General features: G+C 63.7%; 13 protein-coding genes. 5 read left to right on the plus strand and 8 right to left on the minus strand.

Annotated features, from left to right (window positions below):
• Nucleotides 1-192: 192 nt before the first annotated feature.
• A complete protein-coding gene (locus tag AC07SI_RS09230; protein ID WP_053139883.1) occupies nucleotides 193-792 on the minus strand; it encodes a helix-turn-helix domain-containing protein in 600 nt (199 codons plus the stop codon).
• A gap of 281 nt (nucleotides 793-1,073) precedes the next feature.
• Between AC07SI_RS09230 and glnT the strand changes: the two genes are divergently transcribed.
• The 5 genes from glnT (at nucleotide 1,074) to AC07SI_RS09255 (ending at nucleotide 6,984) form a co-directional block, all read left to right on the plus strand.
• Nucleotides 1,074-2,408 carry a type III glutamate--ammonia ligase gene (gene glnT, locus AC07SI_RS09235; protein ID WP_065905705.1) on the plus strand — a complete coding sequence of 445 codons (1,335 nt, stop codon included), beginning with the start codon at nucleotides 1,074-1,076 and terminating at the stop codon, nucleotides 2,406-2,408.
• Between the two features lie 135 nt (nucleotides 2,409-2,543).
• The gene (locus AC07SI_RS09240; RefSeq protein WP_106804440.1) at nucleotides 2,544-3,449 is read left to right on the plus strand and encodes a class II glutamine amidotransferase; all 906 of its coding nucleotides are present in this window, start codon (nucleotides 2,544-2,546) and stop codon (nucleotides 3,447-3,449) included.
• Between the two features lie 11 nt (nucleotides 3,450-3,460).
• The gene (locus tag AC07SI_RS09245; protein WP_065905709.1) at nucleotides 3,461-4,135 is read left to right on the plus strand and encodes a GltB/FmdC/FwdC-like GXGXG domain-containing protein; all 675 of its coding nucleotides are present in this window, start codon (nucleotides 3,461-3,463) and stop codon (nucleotides 4,133-4,135) included.
• A gap of 15 nt (nucleotides 4,136-4,150) precedes the next feature.
• Nucleotides 4,151-5,473 (plus strand): FMN-binding glutamate synthase family protein, encoded by a 1,323-nt coding sequence (locus AC07SI_RS09250; RefSeq protein ID WP_065905711.1) that lies wholly within the window; start codon nucleotides 4,151-4,153, stop codon nucleotides 5,471-5,473.
• Nucleotides 5,474-5,658: 185 nt separating this feature from the next.
• Entirely contained in the window at nucleotides 5,659-6,984 is a 1,326-nt protein-coding gene (locus AC07SI_RS09255; RefSeq protein WP_106804438.1) for an ammonium transporter, read from the plus strand.
• A gap of 553 nt (nucleotides 6,985-7,537) precedes the next feature.
• On the opposite strand, the gene folD is transcribed toward AC07SI_RS09255, so the two are convergent.
• The 7 genes from folD to AC07SI_RS09290 form a co-directional block, all read right to left on the minus strand.
• A complete protein-coding gene (gene folD, locus AC07SI_RS09260) occupies nucleotides 7,538-8,452 on the minus strand; it encodes a bifunctional methylenetetrahydrofolate dehydrogenase/methenyltetrahydrofolate cyclohydrolase FolD (protein WP_495005591.1) in 915 nt (304 codons plus the stop codon).
• A 66-nt stretch (nucleotides 8,453-8,518) separates the two neighbouring features.
• Nucleotides 8,519-10,198, minus strand: coding sequence for an APC family permease (locus AC07SI_RS09265; protein ID WP_495005592.1), 1,680 nt, complete (start codon nucleotides 10,196-10,198; stop codon nucleotides 8,519-8,521).
• 73 nt (nucleotides 10,199-10,271) lie between these two features.
• Nucleotides 10,272-12,581 (minus strand): trimethylamine N-oxide demethylase, encoded by a 2,310-nt coding sequence (locus AC07SI_RS09270; RefSeq protein WP_495005680.1) that lies wholly within the window; start codon nucleotides 12,579-12,581, stop codon nucleotides 10,272-10,274.
• 14 nt (nucleotides 12,582-12,595) lie between these two features.
• A complete protein-coding gene (locus AC07SI_RS09275) occupies nucleotides 12,596-13,963 on the minus strand; it encodes a trimethylamine monooxygenase (RefSeq protein ID WP_495005593.1) in 1,368 nt (455 codons plus the stop codon).
• A gap of 20 nt (nucleotides 13,964-13,983) precedes the next feature.
• Nucleotides 13,984-14,850, minus strand: coding sequence for a formyltetrahydrofolate deformylase (purU, locus tag AC07SI_RS09280; protein ID WP_065905722.1), 867 nt, complete (start codon nucleotides 14,848-14,850; stop codon nucleotides 13,984-13,986).
• A gap of 30 nt (nucleotides 14,851-14,880) precedes the next feature.
• Nucleotides 14,881-16,011 (minus strand): aminomethyl transferase family protein, encoded by a 1,131-nt coding sequence (locus AC07SI_RS09285; RefSeq protein ID WP_106804435.1) that lies wholly within the window; start codon nucleotides 16,009-16,011, stop codon nucleotides 14,881-14,883.
• Nucleotides 16,012-16,039: 28 nt separating this feature from the next.
• Nucleotides 16,040-17,056 carry a heme-dependent oxidative N-demethylase family protein gene (locus AC07SI_RS09290; RefSeq protein WP_120448168.1) on the minus strand — a complete coding sequence of 339 codons (1,017 nt, stop codon included), beginning with the start codon at nucleotides 17,054-17,056 and terminating at the stop codon, nucleotides 16,040-16,042.
• Nucleotides 17,057-17,062: the final 6 nt, after the last annotated feature.

Consider the following 17,062-nt stretch of genomic DNA (forward strand, 5'->3'; position numbering starts at 1 on the left):
GGCGGGGCGTCTAGGGGTTTTGGGAAAGTTTTTTAACTGATAGGAATTTTTACGACGCGTGCCTATGCTGGAATGCGATCAAATGTAGGCGCTGGCTTGCCTGCGAAGGCATCCACCCACTGCCACTGGCAGACCGAGTTGCCCGCATCGCAGGCAAGCCAGCTCCCACAGAAAACAACCTCGGTGCCTGCGTTATTCCTTGTCGTTGCCGTAGTTCATGATCGACAACAACCGGATCGGCACCTGCACCAACTGCTCCGGCCCGTGCGGAATCTCCCCTTCGAAGGTCAGGCTGTCACCCGCTTCCATCCGGTACAGCTGGTTCCCATGCCGGTAAATCAGCTCACCTTCGAGCAAGTGCAAAAACTCCGTTCCCGGATGGGCAAAGGTCGGGAACTCTTCACTGGCGTCATCCATGCTGACCATGTACGCCTCGAAGCTCTTCTTCGGCCCGCGCGTATGGTTGAGCAGGTGATAGGTATGCCCCTTCTCGGTCCCTCGGCGCACCACTTCCATGCCCTGGTCGGCCTTGACCAGTAAAGCGCTGCCATCCTGCTGGTCGTATTCGCTGAACAACTTCGACAGCGGCAGCCCGAGCACATCACACAGGCGGCTCAGGGTGTCGAGGCTGGTGGAGACCTGGGCGTTTTCGATCTTGCTCAACATGCCCTGGCTGATATCGGCGATTTTCGCCACGTCGGACAGCTTCAGGTCCTGGGCCTGGCGCTGGCGTTTGATCTGCAGCCCCAGGTATTGCTCGAGCTTGAGGCGCGGGGCGGTTTCGGTGGACATGATCATCGGCTCCTGCACGGTTTCCGTTCAGTAATATTTTTTCGCACTGGGAAAGTGCAAGATCTGGCTCTTCAAGGCCACCCCGCTGTGCGTATTCCTGCGGGGAAAACAATTTTCCCATATATACAGCACAAAAGCGCTTTCACCGGCAGTTCAATCCGTCGCTCGCGAATCTGGCAAGGGTATTGCATTCCTGTAAGGAAACTAACTTTCTTTTTAGGAATAAAAAGACAGCCTAGGCCCACCCACACGGTTTTGCCTTTCGCGAGGAGTGACACGCAATGTTGCCAGCAGAAACCCAGCGCATCATCGACAAGCACGGGATCAAGTACGTGCTTGCGCAGTTTGTGGATATACACGGTGCGGCCAAGACCAAGTCGGTGCCGATTTGCGGGCTCAAGACCGTGGCCGAAGAGGGCGCGGGCTTTGCCGGGTTTGCCATCAGCGGCATGGGCATGGAGCCCCACGGTCCGGACTTCATGGCGCGCGGTGACCTGTCCACGCTGACGCCGGTGCCGTGGCAACCGGGTTATGGGCGCGTGGTGTGCGTCGGGCATGTCGATGGCAAGCCCCATCCCTACGACAGCCGCTACGTGCTGCAGCAGCAGGTGCAGCGCCTGCAGGACAAGGGCTGGACCCTCAACACCGGCCTGGAACCCGAATTCAACCTGATGCGCCGCGACGAGCAGGGCAAGCTGCAACTGGTCGACCCCAGCGATAACCTCGACAAACCCTGCTACGACTACAAGGGCCTGTCGCGTTCGCGCGAGTTCCTCGAGCGCCTGACCGAAGCCTTGCAGGCGGTGGATTTCGAGGTCTATCAAATCGACCACGAAGACGCCAACGGCCAGTTCGAGATCAACTACACCTACAGCGACGCGCTGACCTCGGCCGACCGCTTTACCTTCTTTCGCATGGCCGCCGGCGAGATCGCCAATGACCTGGGCATGATTTGCTCCTTCATGCCCAAGCCCGACCCGAAACGCGCTGGCAACGGCATGCACTTTCACCTGTCGATCAGCAGCGCCGAGAACAAAAACCTGTTCCATGACGCCAGCGATCCGAGCGGCATGGGCCTGTCGAAACTGGCCTATCACTTCGCCGCCGGTTTGCTCGCCCATGGCCCGGCGTTGTGTGCGTTCGCCGCACCTACGGTCAACTCCTACAAGCGCCTGGTCGTGGGCAACTCGTTGTCCGGCGCCACCTGGGCTCCGGCCTTTATTGCCTTTGGCGCCAACAACCGTTCGGCGATGGTGCGCGTGCCGTATGGCCGCCTGGAATTTCGCCTGCCGGATGCCGGCTGCAACCCGTACCTGGTCAGCGCCGCGATCATCGCGGCGGGCCTGGATGGCATCGACCGCCAGCTGGAAATCGACCACGTCTGCAACGAGAACCTCTACAGCCTGAGCCTGGAGCAGATCGCCGAGCGCGGCATCAAGACCCTGCCGCAATCCCTCAAGGAAGCCTGCGACGCGCTGGAAGCCGACCCGCTGTTTGCCGAGGTGCTCGGCCCGCAGATCGTGGGCGAGTTCATCAAGCTCAAGCGCATGGAGTGGGTGGAGTACAGCCGTCATGTGAGCGACTGGGAAGTCGCGCGCTACACCGAATTTTTCTGAGGCAAGGGGCGGCAGCTGTGAGTTGCAAGCTGCAAGTCAAGGCGGTGGTAGGGGCCGCTCCAAGTCATCTGTCTACCCGGCTTGCTTGCAGCTTGAATGCGGCTTGCCACACCGAACAAAGTGAGGACTGCTCTTATGTGTGGAATCGTAGGTCTGTACCTGAAAAATCCCCGACTGGAACCCCAGCTCGGCAAGCTGTTTGAACCGATGCTGCAGGCCATGACCGACCGCGGTCCGGACAGCGCGGGCTTCGCCATCTACGGCGATGAGGTCGCCGACGGCTGGGTCAAGTTGACCTTGCAGGCGACCACTGAAGCCTTCGACTGGAAGGCCCTGATGGGCGAACTCGAAGGGCGCCTGGGTTGCTCGCTGGATTGGTTCCAGAACGCCAGCGCGGCGGTATTGAAAATCCACGCCGACGAGGCGCCGGTGCGCCTGGCGCTGGCCGAACTGGCGCCGAGCGTGCGCATCATGAGCGCCGGGCAAAGCATCGAGATCCTCAAGGGCATGGGCTTGCCCCAGGAGATTTCCCAGCGCTTCGGCCTGGCGGGTATGCAAGGCAGCCACATCATCGGGCACACGCGCATGGCCACCGAAAGCGCGGTGACCATGGAAGGCAGCCACCCGTTTTCCACCGGCGCCGACCTGTGCCTGGTGCACAACGGCTCGCTGTCGAACCACTTCCGCCTGCGCCAGGAACTCAAGCGCGAAGGCATTCATTTCGAGACCGACAACGACACCGAAGTCGCCGCCGGCTACCTGACCTGGCGCCTGCAACAGGGCGATTCGCTCAAAGAGGCGCTGGACCATTCCCTGCAGGACCTCGACGGCTTCTTCACCTTTGCCATCGGCACGCGCAACGGCTTTGCGGTGATCCGCGATCCGATTGCGTGCAAGCCGGCGATCCTCGCCGAGACCGACGACTACGTGGCCATGGCCTCCGAATACCAGGCGCTGTCGAGCCTGCCGGGCATCGAGAACGCGCGGATCTGGGAGCCGGCACCGGCCACTTTGTACATCTGGGAACGCCAGTCAGCTTAAGGAGCGCACACATGAAAACCATCGATCTTTCCACCGCCACTGTGCGTGACCTCAACCAGGCGCTGCACGCGCAAGTGCTCGACCACGAATGGCGCGTGACCCATTCCAACGGCAAGCACAACCTGGCCGTGGGCGTGAACCAGCCGGTGTCCATCGATATCGAGGGCCACGCCGGCTACTACTGCGCGGGCATGAACCAACAGGCCTCGATCACCGTGCACGGCAATGTCGGCGTGGGCTGCGCCGAGAACATGATGTCGGGTTCGGTGCGCGTCAAAGGCAGCGCGTCCCAGGCGGCCGGGGCCACGGCCCATGGCGGCCTGCTGGTGATTGAAGGCGATGCCGGCGCGCGTTGCGGGATCTCCATGAAGGGCATCGACATTGTCGTCGGCGGCAGCATCGGCCATATGAGCTGCTTCATGGGCCAGGCCGGGCGCCTGGTGGTGTGCGGCGATGCCGGCGATGCGCTGGGCGACTCGTTGTACGAGACCCACATCTACGTGAAAGGCACGGTGGAGTCCCTGGGCTCGGACTGCGTCGAAAAAGAGATGCGCAGCGAGCACCTGCAAGAGCTGCAGGAACTGCTCGACCGTGCCGGCTTCGCCCACCAGGCGGCGGATTTCAAGCGCTACGGCTCGGCCCGCCAGCTGTACAACTTCAAAGTCGATAACGCCTCCGCGTACTGATCAGGAGCTACAACCATGAGTGAACAAACCCCTCCGGTACTGCGCGAGTCGGCCACCTTCGACCGCCTGACCATCCAGGAAATCCAGCGTGCGGCCGAAACCGGTATCTACGATATTCGCGGCGGCGGCACCAAGCGCAAGTTGCCGCACTTCGATGACTTGCTGCTGCTCGGCGCCAGCGTGTCGCGTTACCCGCTCGAAGGCTATCGCGAGAAGTGCGGCACCGACGTGATCCTCGGCAACCGCTTCGCCAAGAAGCCGATCCACCTGAAGATCCCGGTGACCATCGCCGGCATGAGCTTCGGGGCGTTGTCGGCGAATGCCAAGGAAGCCCTGGGCCGTGGCGCGACCATCGCCGGCACCAGCACCACCACCGGTGACGGCGGCATGACCCCGGAAGAGCGCGGCCAGTCCCAGCACCTGGTGTACCAGTACCTGCCGTCGCGCTACGGCATGAACCCCGACGATTTGCGCAAGGCCGACGCCATCGAGATCGTCCTCGGCCAGGGCGCCAAGCCCGGCGGTGGCGGGATGCTGCTCGGCATGAAGGTCACCGAGCGCGTGGCCGGCATGCGCACCTTGCCGATCGGTGTGGACCAGCGCAGTGCCTGCCGTCACCCGGACTGGACCGGCCCGGACGACCTGGCGATCAAGATTGCCGAGCTGCGCGAAATCACCGACTGGGAGAAACCAATCTACGTGAAGATCGGCGCGAGCCGGCCTTATTACGACGTGAAGCTGGCCGTCAAGGCTGGCGCGGATGTGATCGTGCTCGACGGCATGCAAGGCGGCACGGCGGCGACCCAGGAAGTGTTTATCGAGCACGTCGGCATTCCAATTCTGTCGGCGATCCCGCAAGCGGTACAGGCTTTGCAAGAGATGGGCATGCACCGCAAGGTCCAGTTGATCGTATCGGGCGGGATCCGCAACGGGGCCGACGTGGCCAAGGCCATGGCGATGGGCGCGGATGCGGTCGCCATCGGTACGGCGGCGCTGATTGCCCTGGGTGATAACCACCCACGGCTGGACGCGGAACTGAAAAAGATCGGCTCGGCCGCCGGCTACTACGACGACTGGCAGAACGGCCGCGACCCGGCCGGCATTACCACCCAGGACCCGGAGCTGTCCAAGCGCCTCGACCCGGTGGAAGGCGGACGGCGGTTGGCCAACTACCTGCGGGTGATGGTGCTGGAAGCGCAGACCATGGCGCGGGCGTGCGGCAAGTCGCACCTGCACAACCTCGACCCCGAGGACCTGGTGGCGCTGACCGTGGAATCGGCGGCGATGGCCCGGGTGCCGTTGGCAGGAACCAGCTGGGTGCCCGGTTCCGGCTACTGAGCCTGGCGTCATACCTGTGGCGAGGGCGCTTGCTGCCGTTCAGCGCAGCTGCAGCCGGCGTTTTAGGGCTGCGTAAGCGCCCTCGCCACGACAGATAGGCTAATCAAGGAGCCCGCCAAGAGGCTCTCCTAACAACAACTGCTCGCTGCCAGGCATATCCCATTTCTTTCGCAGGAGCTTTGAATATGGTCAATCGTCTTCTCGGCAAGTCCCTCTTCGGGTTATTGGCCGCCAGTGCCTTCGCACCTTTGGCACAGGCCGCCGATGCACCCACCTTGAACACCGGCAGCACCGCCTGGATGGTCACCGCCGCCGTGCTGGTGCTGTTCATGTGCCTGCCGGGGCTTGCGTTGTTCTATGGCGGCCTGGTCCGTGCGAAAAACATGCTTTCGCTGTTCACCCAGTGTTTCGGCATCGCCGGCCTGGTGGGCGTGCTGTGGGTGATCTACGGCTACAGCATGGTGGTCGACACCACCGGCATGGTCGAAGGGCAGGTGACGTTCAACAGTTTTGTCGGCGGTTTGAGCCGTGCGTTCCTGGCCGGCATGACCCCCGAAAGCCTGGTGGGGGATATCCCGGAAGGTGTGTTCGTGACCTTCCAGATGACCTTCGCCATCATCACCCCCGCGCTGATCGCCGGGGCGTTTGCCGAACGCATGAAGTTCTCGGCGGCGCTGTGGTTCATGGCCATCTGGTTCACCCTGGTGTATGCCCCGGTGGCGCATATGGTCTGGGGCGGTTCGGGGGCCTTGATGCATAACTGGGGCGTGCTTGATTTTGCCGGCGGCACCGCCGTGCACATCAACGCTGGTGTGGCTGCGCTCGCCGCGTGCCTGATCCTCGGCAAGCGCAAGGGCTACCAGAACACGCCGATGCCTGCGCACAACCTGAGCCTGACCATGGTCGGCGCGGCGATGCTCTGGGTCGGCTGGTTCGGCTTCAACATCGGCTCCGGCGGCGGGCTCAACGGTCTTTCCGGGATTGTCATGCTCAATACCCAACTGGGCGCGTGTGCCGGGATCCTCGGCTGGATGTTCACCGAGTGGTTCAAGGTCGGCAAACCGAGTGCCCTCGGCCTGGCCAGCGGCGCGTTGGCCGGATTGGTCGGGATCACCCCGGCGTGCGCCTATGTGGGCGTCGGCGGCGCGTTGGCCATCGGCTTGCTGTGCGGGGTGTTCTGCTACCTCAGCGTGACCGTATTGAAACGCCGCTTCGGCTACGACGACAGCCTCGACGTGTTCGGCCTGCACGGCATCGGCGGCATGATCGGCGCGGTGTTGACCGGCGTGTTCTGCGTACCGTCCATGGGTGGACTGGTCGAAGGCGTGACCATGGGCGGCCAGGTCGTGGCGCAGATCAAAGGGGTCGTGCTGACCACCGTGTACTGCTTCGCGATCAGCTGGATCATCCTCAAAGTCATCAACGCCCTGATCGGCCTGCGTGCCCATGAATCGGTGGAAGACATGGGGTTGGACCTGGCCGAGCATAACGAGCGGGCGTACAACCACTGATCACATCCCAAACCTGTAAGAGCTGGCTTGCTGGCGATAGCGGTGGATCAGTCAAACCATAAGGTGACTGACACACCGCCATCGCAGGCAAGCCAGCTCCCACAGGGGTTTTGTGTTGTGATTCAGATCACTGCCAGCCTGGCCTGCCTAACAAGCGGGCGCCCTCCACAAGCGACCGGACACCTCGAAAAAATGTGGGAGCTGGCTTGCCTGCGAAAGCGGTGTGCCAGGCGCAGAAAATGCCAGCAATGCCGCCGCCTTCGCAGCCTCGCCGGGGCTCGACAACTCCCACACTTGGGCTGCGTCGCGCCGGATATTGCGATCACCCTGGGGATTGAAATAAGGGCGACTCCGCCAGCTCCCACAGGGGTTTTGTGTTGTGGTTCAGATCACTGCCAGCCTGGCCTGCCTAACAAGCGGGCGCCCTCCACAATCGACCGGACACCTCGAAAAAATGTGGGAGCTGGCTTGCCTGCGAAAGCGCTGGGTCAGTCAAAGCATAAGGTGACTGACACACCGCCATCGCTGGCAAGCCAGCTCCTACAGGCGGCATTCATGGCACGGCCAGGGCCAGGGGCCGGGCACTGCGCTGTAGTTGGCTGGCCACCAGGGTGTTTTTCAGCAGGTAGGCAATGGTCATCGGCCCGACACCGCCGGGCACCGGGGTGATTGCGCTGGCCACCGTGCGAGCGCTGGCGTAATCGACGTCGCCCACCAACCGCGTGCCGGTCTCGGTGTTGATGCGGTTGATACCCACGTCAATCACCACCGCGCCTGGCTTCAGCCAGCTGGCGTCGATCAACTGCGGGCGGCCGACGGCGGCGACGACGATGTCGGCCAGGCGGCACAACGCCGGTGCATCGACACTGCGCGAATGCACCACGCTGACCGAGCAGTTGGCCTGCAGCAGCAGGGTCGCCATCGGTTTGCCGACGATGTTCGAACGGCCGATGACCACCGCGTGCATTCCGCTCAAATCACCGCAGGTTTCATACAGCAGGCGCATGCAGCCGCTGGGCGTGCAGGGCGTCAGCACCTCGATGCCTTGCACCAGGCCGCCGACGTTTTCGCGGTGGAAGCCGTCCACGTCCTTGATCGGGTCAATCGCGTGAATCACCGCCGCCTCGTCGATATGCCCAGGCAGCGGCAGCTGCACGAGGATGCCATTGACCGACGTATCGGCATTCAACTGTGCCAGCAGGGCCAGCACCTGCGCCTGGGTGGCGTCATCCGGCAGCCGGTATTCAAGCGAGCGAATCCCGACTTCCTTGGCGCGCAGCAGTTTATTGCGCACGTAGACATGGCTGGCCGGGTCATCGCCCACCAGCAGTACCGCCAGGGCAGGGTAGATCTGTTGCGTGGCGAGCACCTGGACCTCTTCGCGAACCTCGTCGAGCACCCGGGCAGAGATGGCCTTGCCGTCGATATCGCGGGCAAGCGTGGGGAGAGAGCTGGTCAAAAGCGTCACCGTTGTCTGGAGAAATAGGGAGGCGCTGAGGGAACAGATCCCTCAGCGATAAGCAGCCCAGTGTGCTCAGGCTACCAGTTGATGGCAGGCATACACCACCAGTGCACCGGCAATCAGCGTGGCATAGGGCAGCCAGCCGGCGCGGCGTTGGCCGTCGCCGACCTGCAGATACAGGTCGCTGAGCATGGCGGCGGGGAAGCGACCTTTGTCCTGTACGTAGTGACGGAAGCAGAACACCGGCAAGATCAGCAGCGCCAGGAGCAAGCCGGTGACCAGCGTGCCCGCGCCCCAGATGTCCGCACCCAGGCCCATGCAGGCCAGGTTGACGAAACTCAACACGCCACCGGCCGCGAGCAGCACGGTGGGCGCTTTGTACGGGCGCACCCAGTCAGGGCGGTCCAGGCGGTGAATCCAGCCGGCATTCAGGTTGAGAAAGTTGAAGATGATGTAGCTGACGTTGGACGCCGCGAGCACAAACACATAGTCCGACATCAACAACAGCACCAGGTTGAACGACAGGTCGGTCCACATCGCCGCCGTCGGCGCGCCGTGTTCATTGGTGCGCCCCAGGTACTTGGGCAGCCAGCCATCCACCGACGCCTGATACAGCGTGCGTGACGAGCCGGACATTGAGGTCATGATTGCCAGCAGCGTCGCCAGCACCAACATGATCAGCACGATATTGGCGACCACCTTGCCGCCGCCGATGCTGTCGGCCAGCACCTGGCCAACGCCCATGCCGCTGTAGATCGCTGGCGACAACAGGCCGCTGTACACCGCCGGTGTAACAATGGCGCCGCTGGCGTCAAGCACCGCCGGGGTCACCAGTTGCCCCAGCCCGAGGCTGCCTTGAAACGCCAGCGGCACCAGGGTGAACACCAGGATGCACAGCAGGCCGGCGTAGAAGATGGCCTTGAAGGTGTCGCGCTTGGGGTCCTTGAACTCGCGGGTGTAGCACACCGCTGTTTCGAAGCCGTAGGTGGACCACGCGGCCATGAACAACCCGCCGGCCATCAGCGACCAGCCAGAGATATCCCAGGGCCCATCGATGACTTGCCCGGCCGCATCATGGGCCAGCGGGTACAGCGGCAGGAAGTTGGCCTGGGCCGCATCCCCGGTGAACAACGGCACCACGCCCACCAGCAGCAGCGGAATCAGCGAGGTGACACCGAGTACCAGGGTCAGGCGTGCCGAACGCAGGATGCCGCCGTGTTGCACGGCAAATACCGTGAGCAGGATCAACAGGCCGATGCCGAAGGTCGCGTTGATGCGCAGCGACAGGCCGCTTTTCACCCAGCCCAGGTCCAGCAAGGTCAGTTGCCAGGTGTTGATCAGCGCATCGGCGGGAAACAGGGCGGTGAGGATATACCCCGCCGCCAACCCCGAACCGATGGACAGCACCGGCGACCAGGCCAGCCAGTTGCACCACACCGACACCGGCGCGATCAGCTTGCTGTAGCGCACCCAGGCCACCGCGCCGTACACCGAGGCGCCGCCGGATTTGTGCGGGAACAGCCCGGCGATCTCGGCATAGGTAAAGGCCTGGATAAACCCGAACAGGATCGACACGATCCATACGATCCACGCCGGCTTGCCGACCGTCGCAGCAATGGCGCCAATAGAGAACAGCACCAGGGCGGGTACGCCACTGGCGACCCAGAACGCCCCGCGCCAATCGATCTTGCGGTGCAGGCTGCCCACCGAACTGGCGGCCTGCGGTACTGCCTCGAACGTCGTCGCTTCCATCTCTGTATTCCCATGTCTGAATAGCGTTTAAGTGGGGCAGTCAAAATGGGGTGGCACACGCGTATCGGAACGATCAGCTACGCACCCGGCTTTTGTCCGGGTCGTAGAAAATCGCTGCGCTGACCGTGGCGCTGATGCGCTTCTGCAGGCCATCGACTTTGCCAATCTCAAGTGCCGTGCCGGGCTCGGCGCAGCTCACATCCACCCGGCACAGCGCGATATTGCTGGCCAGCAACGGTGAGCGGCAGGCACTGGTAATCACCCCGACCTGGGCCCGGCCGTGGTACACCGGGTCGCCATGGTGGGCCGCCTCGTTGCCGCCCAGGTGCAGGCCGACCAGCTTGTGGGTGGGGTGGGCACTGCGCCGTAACAGGGCTTCACGGCCGATAAAATCATCGGTCTTGCTCTTCAATGGCACGCTGAAACCGATGCCGGCCTCGAACGGATCGGTCTGGTCGCTGAACTCGTAGCCGGCGAAAATCAGCCCGGCTTCGATGCGCAGCAGGTCCAGGGCTTCCAGGCCCAGCGGCACCAGGCCCAGGGGGTGCCCGAGGTGCCAGATGCGGTCCCAGACCCGCTCGGCGTCTTCGGGTTGGCACCACACTTCATAGCCCAGCTCACCGGTGTAGCCGGTGCGGGAAATCATCAACGGGCAGCCATCGAAGCCGTCCAGCCGACCGACCAGGAAGCGGAACCAGCCGAGGGTTTCCAGGCTGGGCTGGGTGGGCGGGGTCCACACCATCTGCTTGAGCAGCTCGCGGCTCAGCGGGCCTTGCACGGCGAGGTTGTGGATCTGCTCGCTGGCGGACTTGACCCAGACTTTCATGCCGAGTTTCTGTGCCTGCTCGCGCAGCCAGGGGCCGGCGTAGTCCTCGCCGCAGATCCAGCGGAAATTGTCCGGGCCCAGGCGCAGCAGGGTGCCGTCGTCGAGCATGCCGCCGTGCGCGTGGCACATCGCCGAGTACACCACCTGGCCCACCGCCAGGCGCCGCACGTCGCGGGTCAGGCAGTACTGCAGCAAGGCTTCGGCGTCGGGGCCGATGATCTCGAATTTGCGCAGGGCGGTCAGGTCCATCACCGCCACGCGCTCGCGACACCCCAGGTATTCCTCGGTGGCGCCATAGCCGTCGTAGCGCAGCGGCAGCCACCAGTTGCGGTAGTCGGTGAAGCTGCCGGTGAGGGCGCTGGTGCGTGAGTGGAACGCAGACTCACGGGTGAGAATCGGGTCGGCATCCGCCGTGGTTCGAGTGCTCATGGCGATGGAAAAACGCTCCTTCTCGCGGTAGATGCGGACATGGATATCGGTCGGGTTCCAGCCATTGGCCGGGTCAATGTCATCCGGGCACGAGGTGCTGCCACACACCAGGTCAGTCATGGCCTTCAGCAGCACGTAGTCGCCGGGGCGCGACCAGGGCTCATCGAGGGTCATCTGCTGGTGCGCATCAATACCGGTGTTGAAAAAGAAATTGATCGCCGGCCAACCCTTGCGCGCCTGCACGCCATGGGGGGCGAGGACCTGACTGAGGTTGTCGCTGCAGTTGTCGTGCCCGAAATACCCGTGGCTCTCGTAATAACGCGCCGCGCAGGCCAGGGCGAACGAGTCGTGGCGCCCGACGGTGTCGCGCACCACCTCGAGCATCGGCTGCATCTGGCGGTCGAAAAACTTCGAGAACAGCCCCGGTGCCGGGTAGGCGCTGCCGTTCAGCGTGCGGGTCACGGTCTGGTCGAGGTCCAGCTCAATACCGCGATCCAGGGCGCGGCGGTCGAGCGCGACGAAGTCCGAACACTGGCGTCCCGCGACGTCCAGTACCTGGACGTACTGCCCCTTGGCGACGGTGTAGGCATGGGCCGTGCCGGCGCGCAGGGTGAACTCGTCCAGCACTTCGCCCAACGGCTCAGGCAGGGCAGGCACCCATAGAGGCGACGGGTTGGCGCGGGTGACCAGCAGGCGCAGTTCACTGGGCCGGTATTGCCGGTCGACAGCGGTCGGGCCGGCAGGGGCGGCGACGATCACCAGCAGCGCGTCCTGCGCGACAAAATGGCGACTGTGGCCGGGCGGGCTGTCGTCGTCCCACAACGACGCGGCGCGCGGCAACTGCTGCGCCTCTATGCCGCGCCGATCGAGCACCTGGCCGATACGCGCGGGCACGCTGCAGGCGATAGACGCGTGCAATCCCCAGCTGGCCAGGGTGCTGCGGCCGCCGGCGTCGAGGGCCAGCAGTGTGCAGGCCTGGCGGCCTTCGACGTCGATGACTTGCAAGCCGTCGCCGGGCTGCAAGTCGACCAACGTCACACCGCCGGCGGCCACGCGGTAGCGTTCCAGGTTCGGCGCGCGGGCAAACAAGCCGGGTTCTCGCGGGCGCGAAATACGCGGTGCATTCATCATCGGCTGCACCTTCAACCGACCGACTTGATGGCGGTCGCGGGCTCGCCGAGGTACGCCGCCATCAAGTCGTCCAATGCCTGCAGCCAGGGAGTGTGGTGCGGCGGTGACTGGGTGCCGGTCATCAATGAGCGATAGGACTTGTCGCGATAGCCCATGATGTTTTCCGCCTTGTCGTGCTTCCAGTGCAGGAAGGTTTCGTTGACGGCGGCAATGTCGAAATTCGGGTAGTCGGTGGCGTCCACCAGGTGCTGGATGTAGGCGCCCTGGTACTCGAACATCTGCTGGTTGGTTTCCAGCACCTGTTCGCGCGCCTGCCATTGCCGGCTGTCGGCGAGCATCTCGGCGTGGCTGGGCAGCGGAATGCGCCCCAGGATCACATCGCGCGCGTACCAGGCCTGGGCATCGAACATGTTGAAGGAGTACCACTGGTCCTGCATGCCGAGGTAGATCAGCCGCGGATTGGCTTCCCAGAACACGCCTTTGTAGAGGTTCATCGGCCACAGGCGGTTGTCGGTTTTCAGGCTCAGCTCATCGGGCAGGAACGGGAAGTGATGCTTGTAGCCGGTGCACAGGATGACGGCGTCGATGTGCTTGCTGCTGCCGTCGACGAAATACGCACGGTTGTTTTCCAGGCGCTTGAGCAGCGGTTTTTCTTCCCAGTTGTCGGGCCAGGCGTAGCCCATGGGCGCGGTGCGGTAGCAACTGGTGATGCTGCGCGCGCCGTATTTGTAGCATTGCGAGCCGATGTCCTCGGCCGAATAACTGCTGCCGACAATCAGCAGGTCCTTGTCCTTGAACTCCAGCGCCTCGCGAAAATCATGCGCATGCAGGATGCGCCCGGCGAACTGCTCGAAGCCGTCGAAGTACGGCACCTTGGGCGTGGAGAAGTGGCCGCAGGCGTTGATCACGTAGTCGAATGCTTCGCTGGTCAAGGTGTCGCTGGTGTAGTCGTGGGCCTGCAGGGTGAAGCGCTGGGTCTGTTCGTCGAAGGTGACCTGGCGCACCACGTTGTTGAAACGGATGTAGTCGCGCACGCCGGCCTTTTCCACGCGGCCCTTGATATAGTCCCACAGCACTTCGCGCGGTGGGTAGGAACCGATCGGCCGGCCGAAATGCTCCTCGAAGGTGTAGTCGGCAAACTCCAGGCATTCCTTGGGGCCGTTGGACCACAGGTAGCGGTACATGCTGCCGTGCACCGGCTCGCCGTTTTCATCCAGGCCGGTGCGCCAGGTGTAGTTCCACATGCCGCCCCAGTCCTGCTGTTTTTCGAAGCACACCAGTTCGGGGATGTCTGCCCCTTTGTCGCGGGCCGACTGGAAGGCGCGAAGTTGCGCCAGGCCACACGGGCCGGCGCCGATGATTGCAACACGTAGAGTCATGAGCGTGCCTCCTGAGGGGTTCAGCGAAAGATCACTGTCTTGTCCTGGTTGATGAACACCCGGTGTTCCAGGTGGTATTTCAGGGCTTTGGAAAGGGCCACGGTCTCGGTGTCGCGGCCGATGGCGACCAGCGAGTCGGGCAGGTGGGTGTGGTCGACGCGCTGGATTTCCTGCTCGATGATCGGGCCCTCATCCAGGTCGCTGGTGACGTAGTGGGCGGTGGCGCCGATCAGCTTCACCCCGCGGTCATAGGCCTGGTGATACGGCTTGGCGCCCTTGAAACCGGGCAGGAACGAGTGATGAATGTTGATCGCGCGGCCAGACAACTGCTGGCACAGGCCGTCGGAGAGGATCTGCATGTAGCGCGCGAGCACCACCAGGTCGGTCTGGGTGTCGTCGACGATGCGCATCAACTCGGCCTCCTGGCTGGCCTTGGTGTCCTTGGTGATGGGCAGGTAGATGAAGCGGATGCCCTCGCGCTCGGCCATCGCGCGCAGGTCGAGGTGGTTGGAGACCACGGCGGTGATGTGCATGTCCATCTCGCCCTTGCGGTGGCGGTACAGCAGGTCGGTGAGGCAGTGGTCGAACTTGCTGACCATCAGCAGCACGCGGGTGGGCCGTTGCGAGCTGAACAATTGCCACTGCATGTCGAAGCCGCCGGCGAGGTCGCCGAGGCCCTCGCGCAGGGCGCCGATGTCACCATCGACCCCGGTGTTGAAACGGAACACCGCACGCATGAAAAACTGTCCGGTGAACTCGTCGTCAAACTGTGCCAGCTCGCTGATGTAGCACTGCTGGCGAGACAGGCAGGCGCTGATCGCGGCGACAATCCCGGACGCCGCCGGGCAGGTGATCTTGAGGATGTAATGTTCGCGGGAGGCGTCCATCGAAAGCTCCTGAATACAGTGAGGGAAGGTTCAGCCCTTGGCCGTGCGCTTGGTTTTTTCCGGGTCGTCGAAGGGCAGGGCGTGCGTGGTGGCGCTGGCCTCCAGGCTGCCGCGTACCTGCAAGGCAATGCCGGGGACGGAGCACGCGACGCTCATGCGCGCGATAGCCATCGAGCGTTTGCTCAGGCGCGAATACATGCCGCAGGTGATCACGCCGACCTGCTGGTTGCCCTGCCACACGGTGTCGCCGGCTTCGGCTGCGCGCACGCCTTCGAGCAGCACTCCCGTGATCTTGAAGCGCTCCTGGCCGCGCAGGCGCAGGTGTTCCTCGGCGCCACGGAACGCGTGCTTGCCGGGCGAAACCGTGAAGTCCAGGCCCATTTCCCACAGGGTGTCGCCGGCCTTCTGGTCGGCGAAGGGGTACATCTGCGAGTTGTCGTAGGGGAAAAACATCAGCGAGCTTTCCACCCGCAGCCAGTCCAGCGCGGTGAACGCGCACGGGATAATTCCCAGGCTCGCGCCCTGTTCGAGGATGCTGTCCCACAGGAACGGGGCGTCGGCGGCCTTGCAGAAAATCTCGTAGCCGCGCTCGCCGGTATAGCCGGTGCGGGAGATCATCACCGGGCGGTCGAACAGGCGCGTCTGCAGGTGGTGGAAGTACGCCAGTTGGCGGATCCCCGGCACGTGCTCGGCGAGGAAATCCACCGCCAGCGGGCCTTGCAGCGACAGGTCGTGCAGGTCGTCATCGAACAGCACCGCGACCTGCCGGCCCTGGGCCGAACGCACGAGCATTTCATGCCCGGTGCCGGCGCCGTGCACGACCATGAACGCGTTGGGACCGGTGCGGTAGACGATGCAGTCATCGACGAATTTGCCGTCCTCGTCGAGCATCGAGGCATACACCGATTTGCCGGGGTAGAGCTTGGCGATGTCACGGGTGGTCGCCCACTGCAACAGGCTCTCGGCGTGCGGCCCCACGTAGTGGACTTTTTTCAGGCCCGACACGTCCATCAGGCCGGCACGGGTGCGGATCGCCTGGTGGTGGTCGGCCAGCTCGGTGCTGTAGGTCCAGGCGGTGCCCATGCCGTTCCAGTCTTCGAGTTGAGAGCCGAGGGCGCGGTGCCGCTCGGCCAATGCAGAAATGCGCCAGGAGTGGGTCATGTGAAGGTCCTTGTCGGGAAAATGAGGGTCAGGCGTGTGGGTCGAACTGGCTCAGCCACTCGACCAGCGTGCTTCGGTAGCGGGTCATGCCCTTGTAGTCGGCGATGGGGTCGGGCAGGTCGCGCAGGACGCGGTGCAGGCGGCAGCCCCAGCCCGGTTGCGTGACCAATTCGTCGAGGCTGATCAGGTAGGTGCGAATGCTGAACATCACCGCGTGGCTGCGTGGCAGGCGCGCCATGACTTGCAGCTCGACCCGCAGGTGCACCTGCTGCCCGACGTTTTGCGCGGTGATGCGCCCGCGATCGGCGCCCCATTCGTGGAATGTCTCCGGGGAGGAATCCAGGCGCGGGTTGATCGTCAGGGTCCAGTTCAAGCGCCGCACCGGCTGGCCGACCTGCAGGTTGAGCAGGTATTTCAACGCGCGTTCGAACACGCCCATCTGGTGGGCCATCGGCACCGGCGCATGCCATTGCTTGAAACTCATGCCGGCGTCGAAGGCCAGCGACCAGTCGGCCGGGCTGGTGATCAGGCCGGCGTCCATGTACAGGTCGCCGTCACGCTGGTCGAGCAGGGCGAAGTCGCCCTGCACCTGGCGGCCGATGTACTCCAGCGGTGCGCAGGGCAGGCTGGTGGCGTCGCCGAAGATAAAGTGCTGGTCGATGTCCAGCAGGTGATTGCGCCACTGCCAGCGCTCGCCGTTTTGCGTCAGGCTGAACGACTGCGGGTAGTCGGCGGCCAGGTGTTGCATGATCATTTGCAGGGCATCCCAGGCGGCCACTTGCATGTGCGGCATCACCAGGTAGCGGCGCGGGTCCTTGTCCAGTACCAGCGCGCGTTCGGCCATTTCCGAGCGGTAGTGTTCGTCGATGTCGAAGGCGTGCTCGTAGATGGAGCCTGGGTCACGTGAAGTCGCCGGTTCGATGTTCACCGAGTACAGGTAGCTGTCCTCGACAAACGGAAAGGGAAAACGCCGGATCGCCGCCGGGCTGTTGCGAAAGCTGAAGTCATCGCGGTAGCTCAGCACAGGGCTCGATTGCAGGGGCATGGCACT

Source organism: Pseudomonas sp. GW821-FHT05D12 (assembly GCF_059419825.1).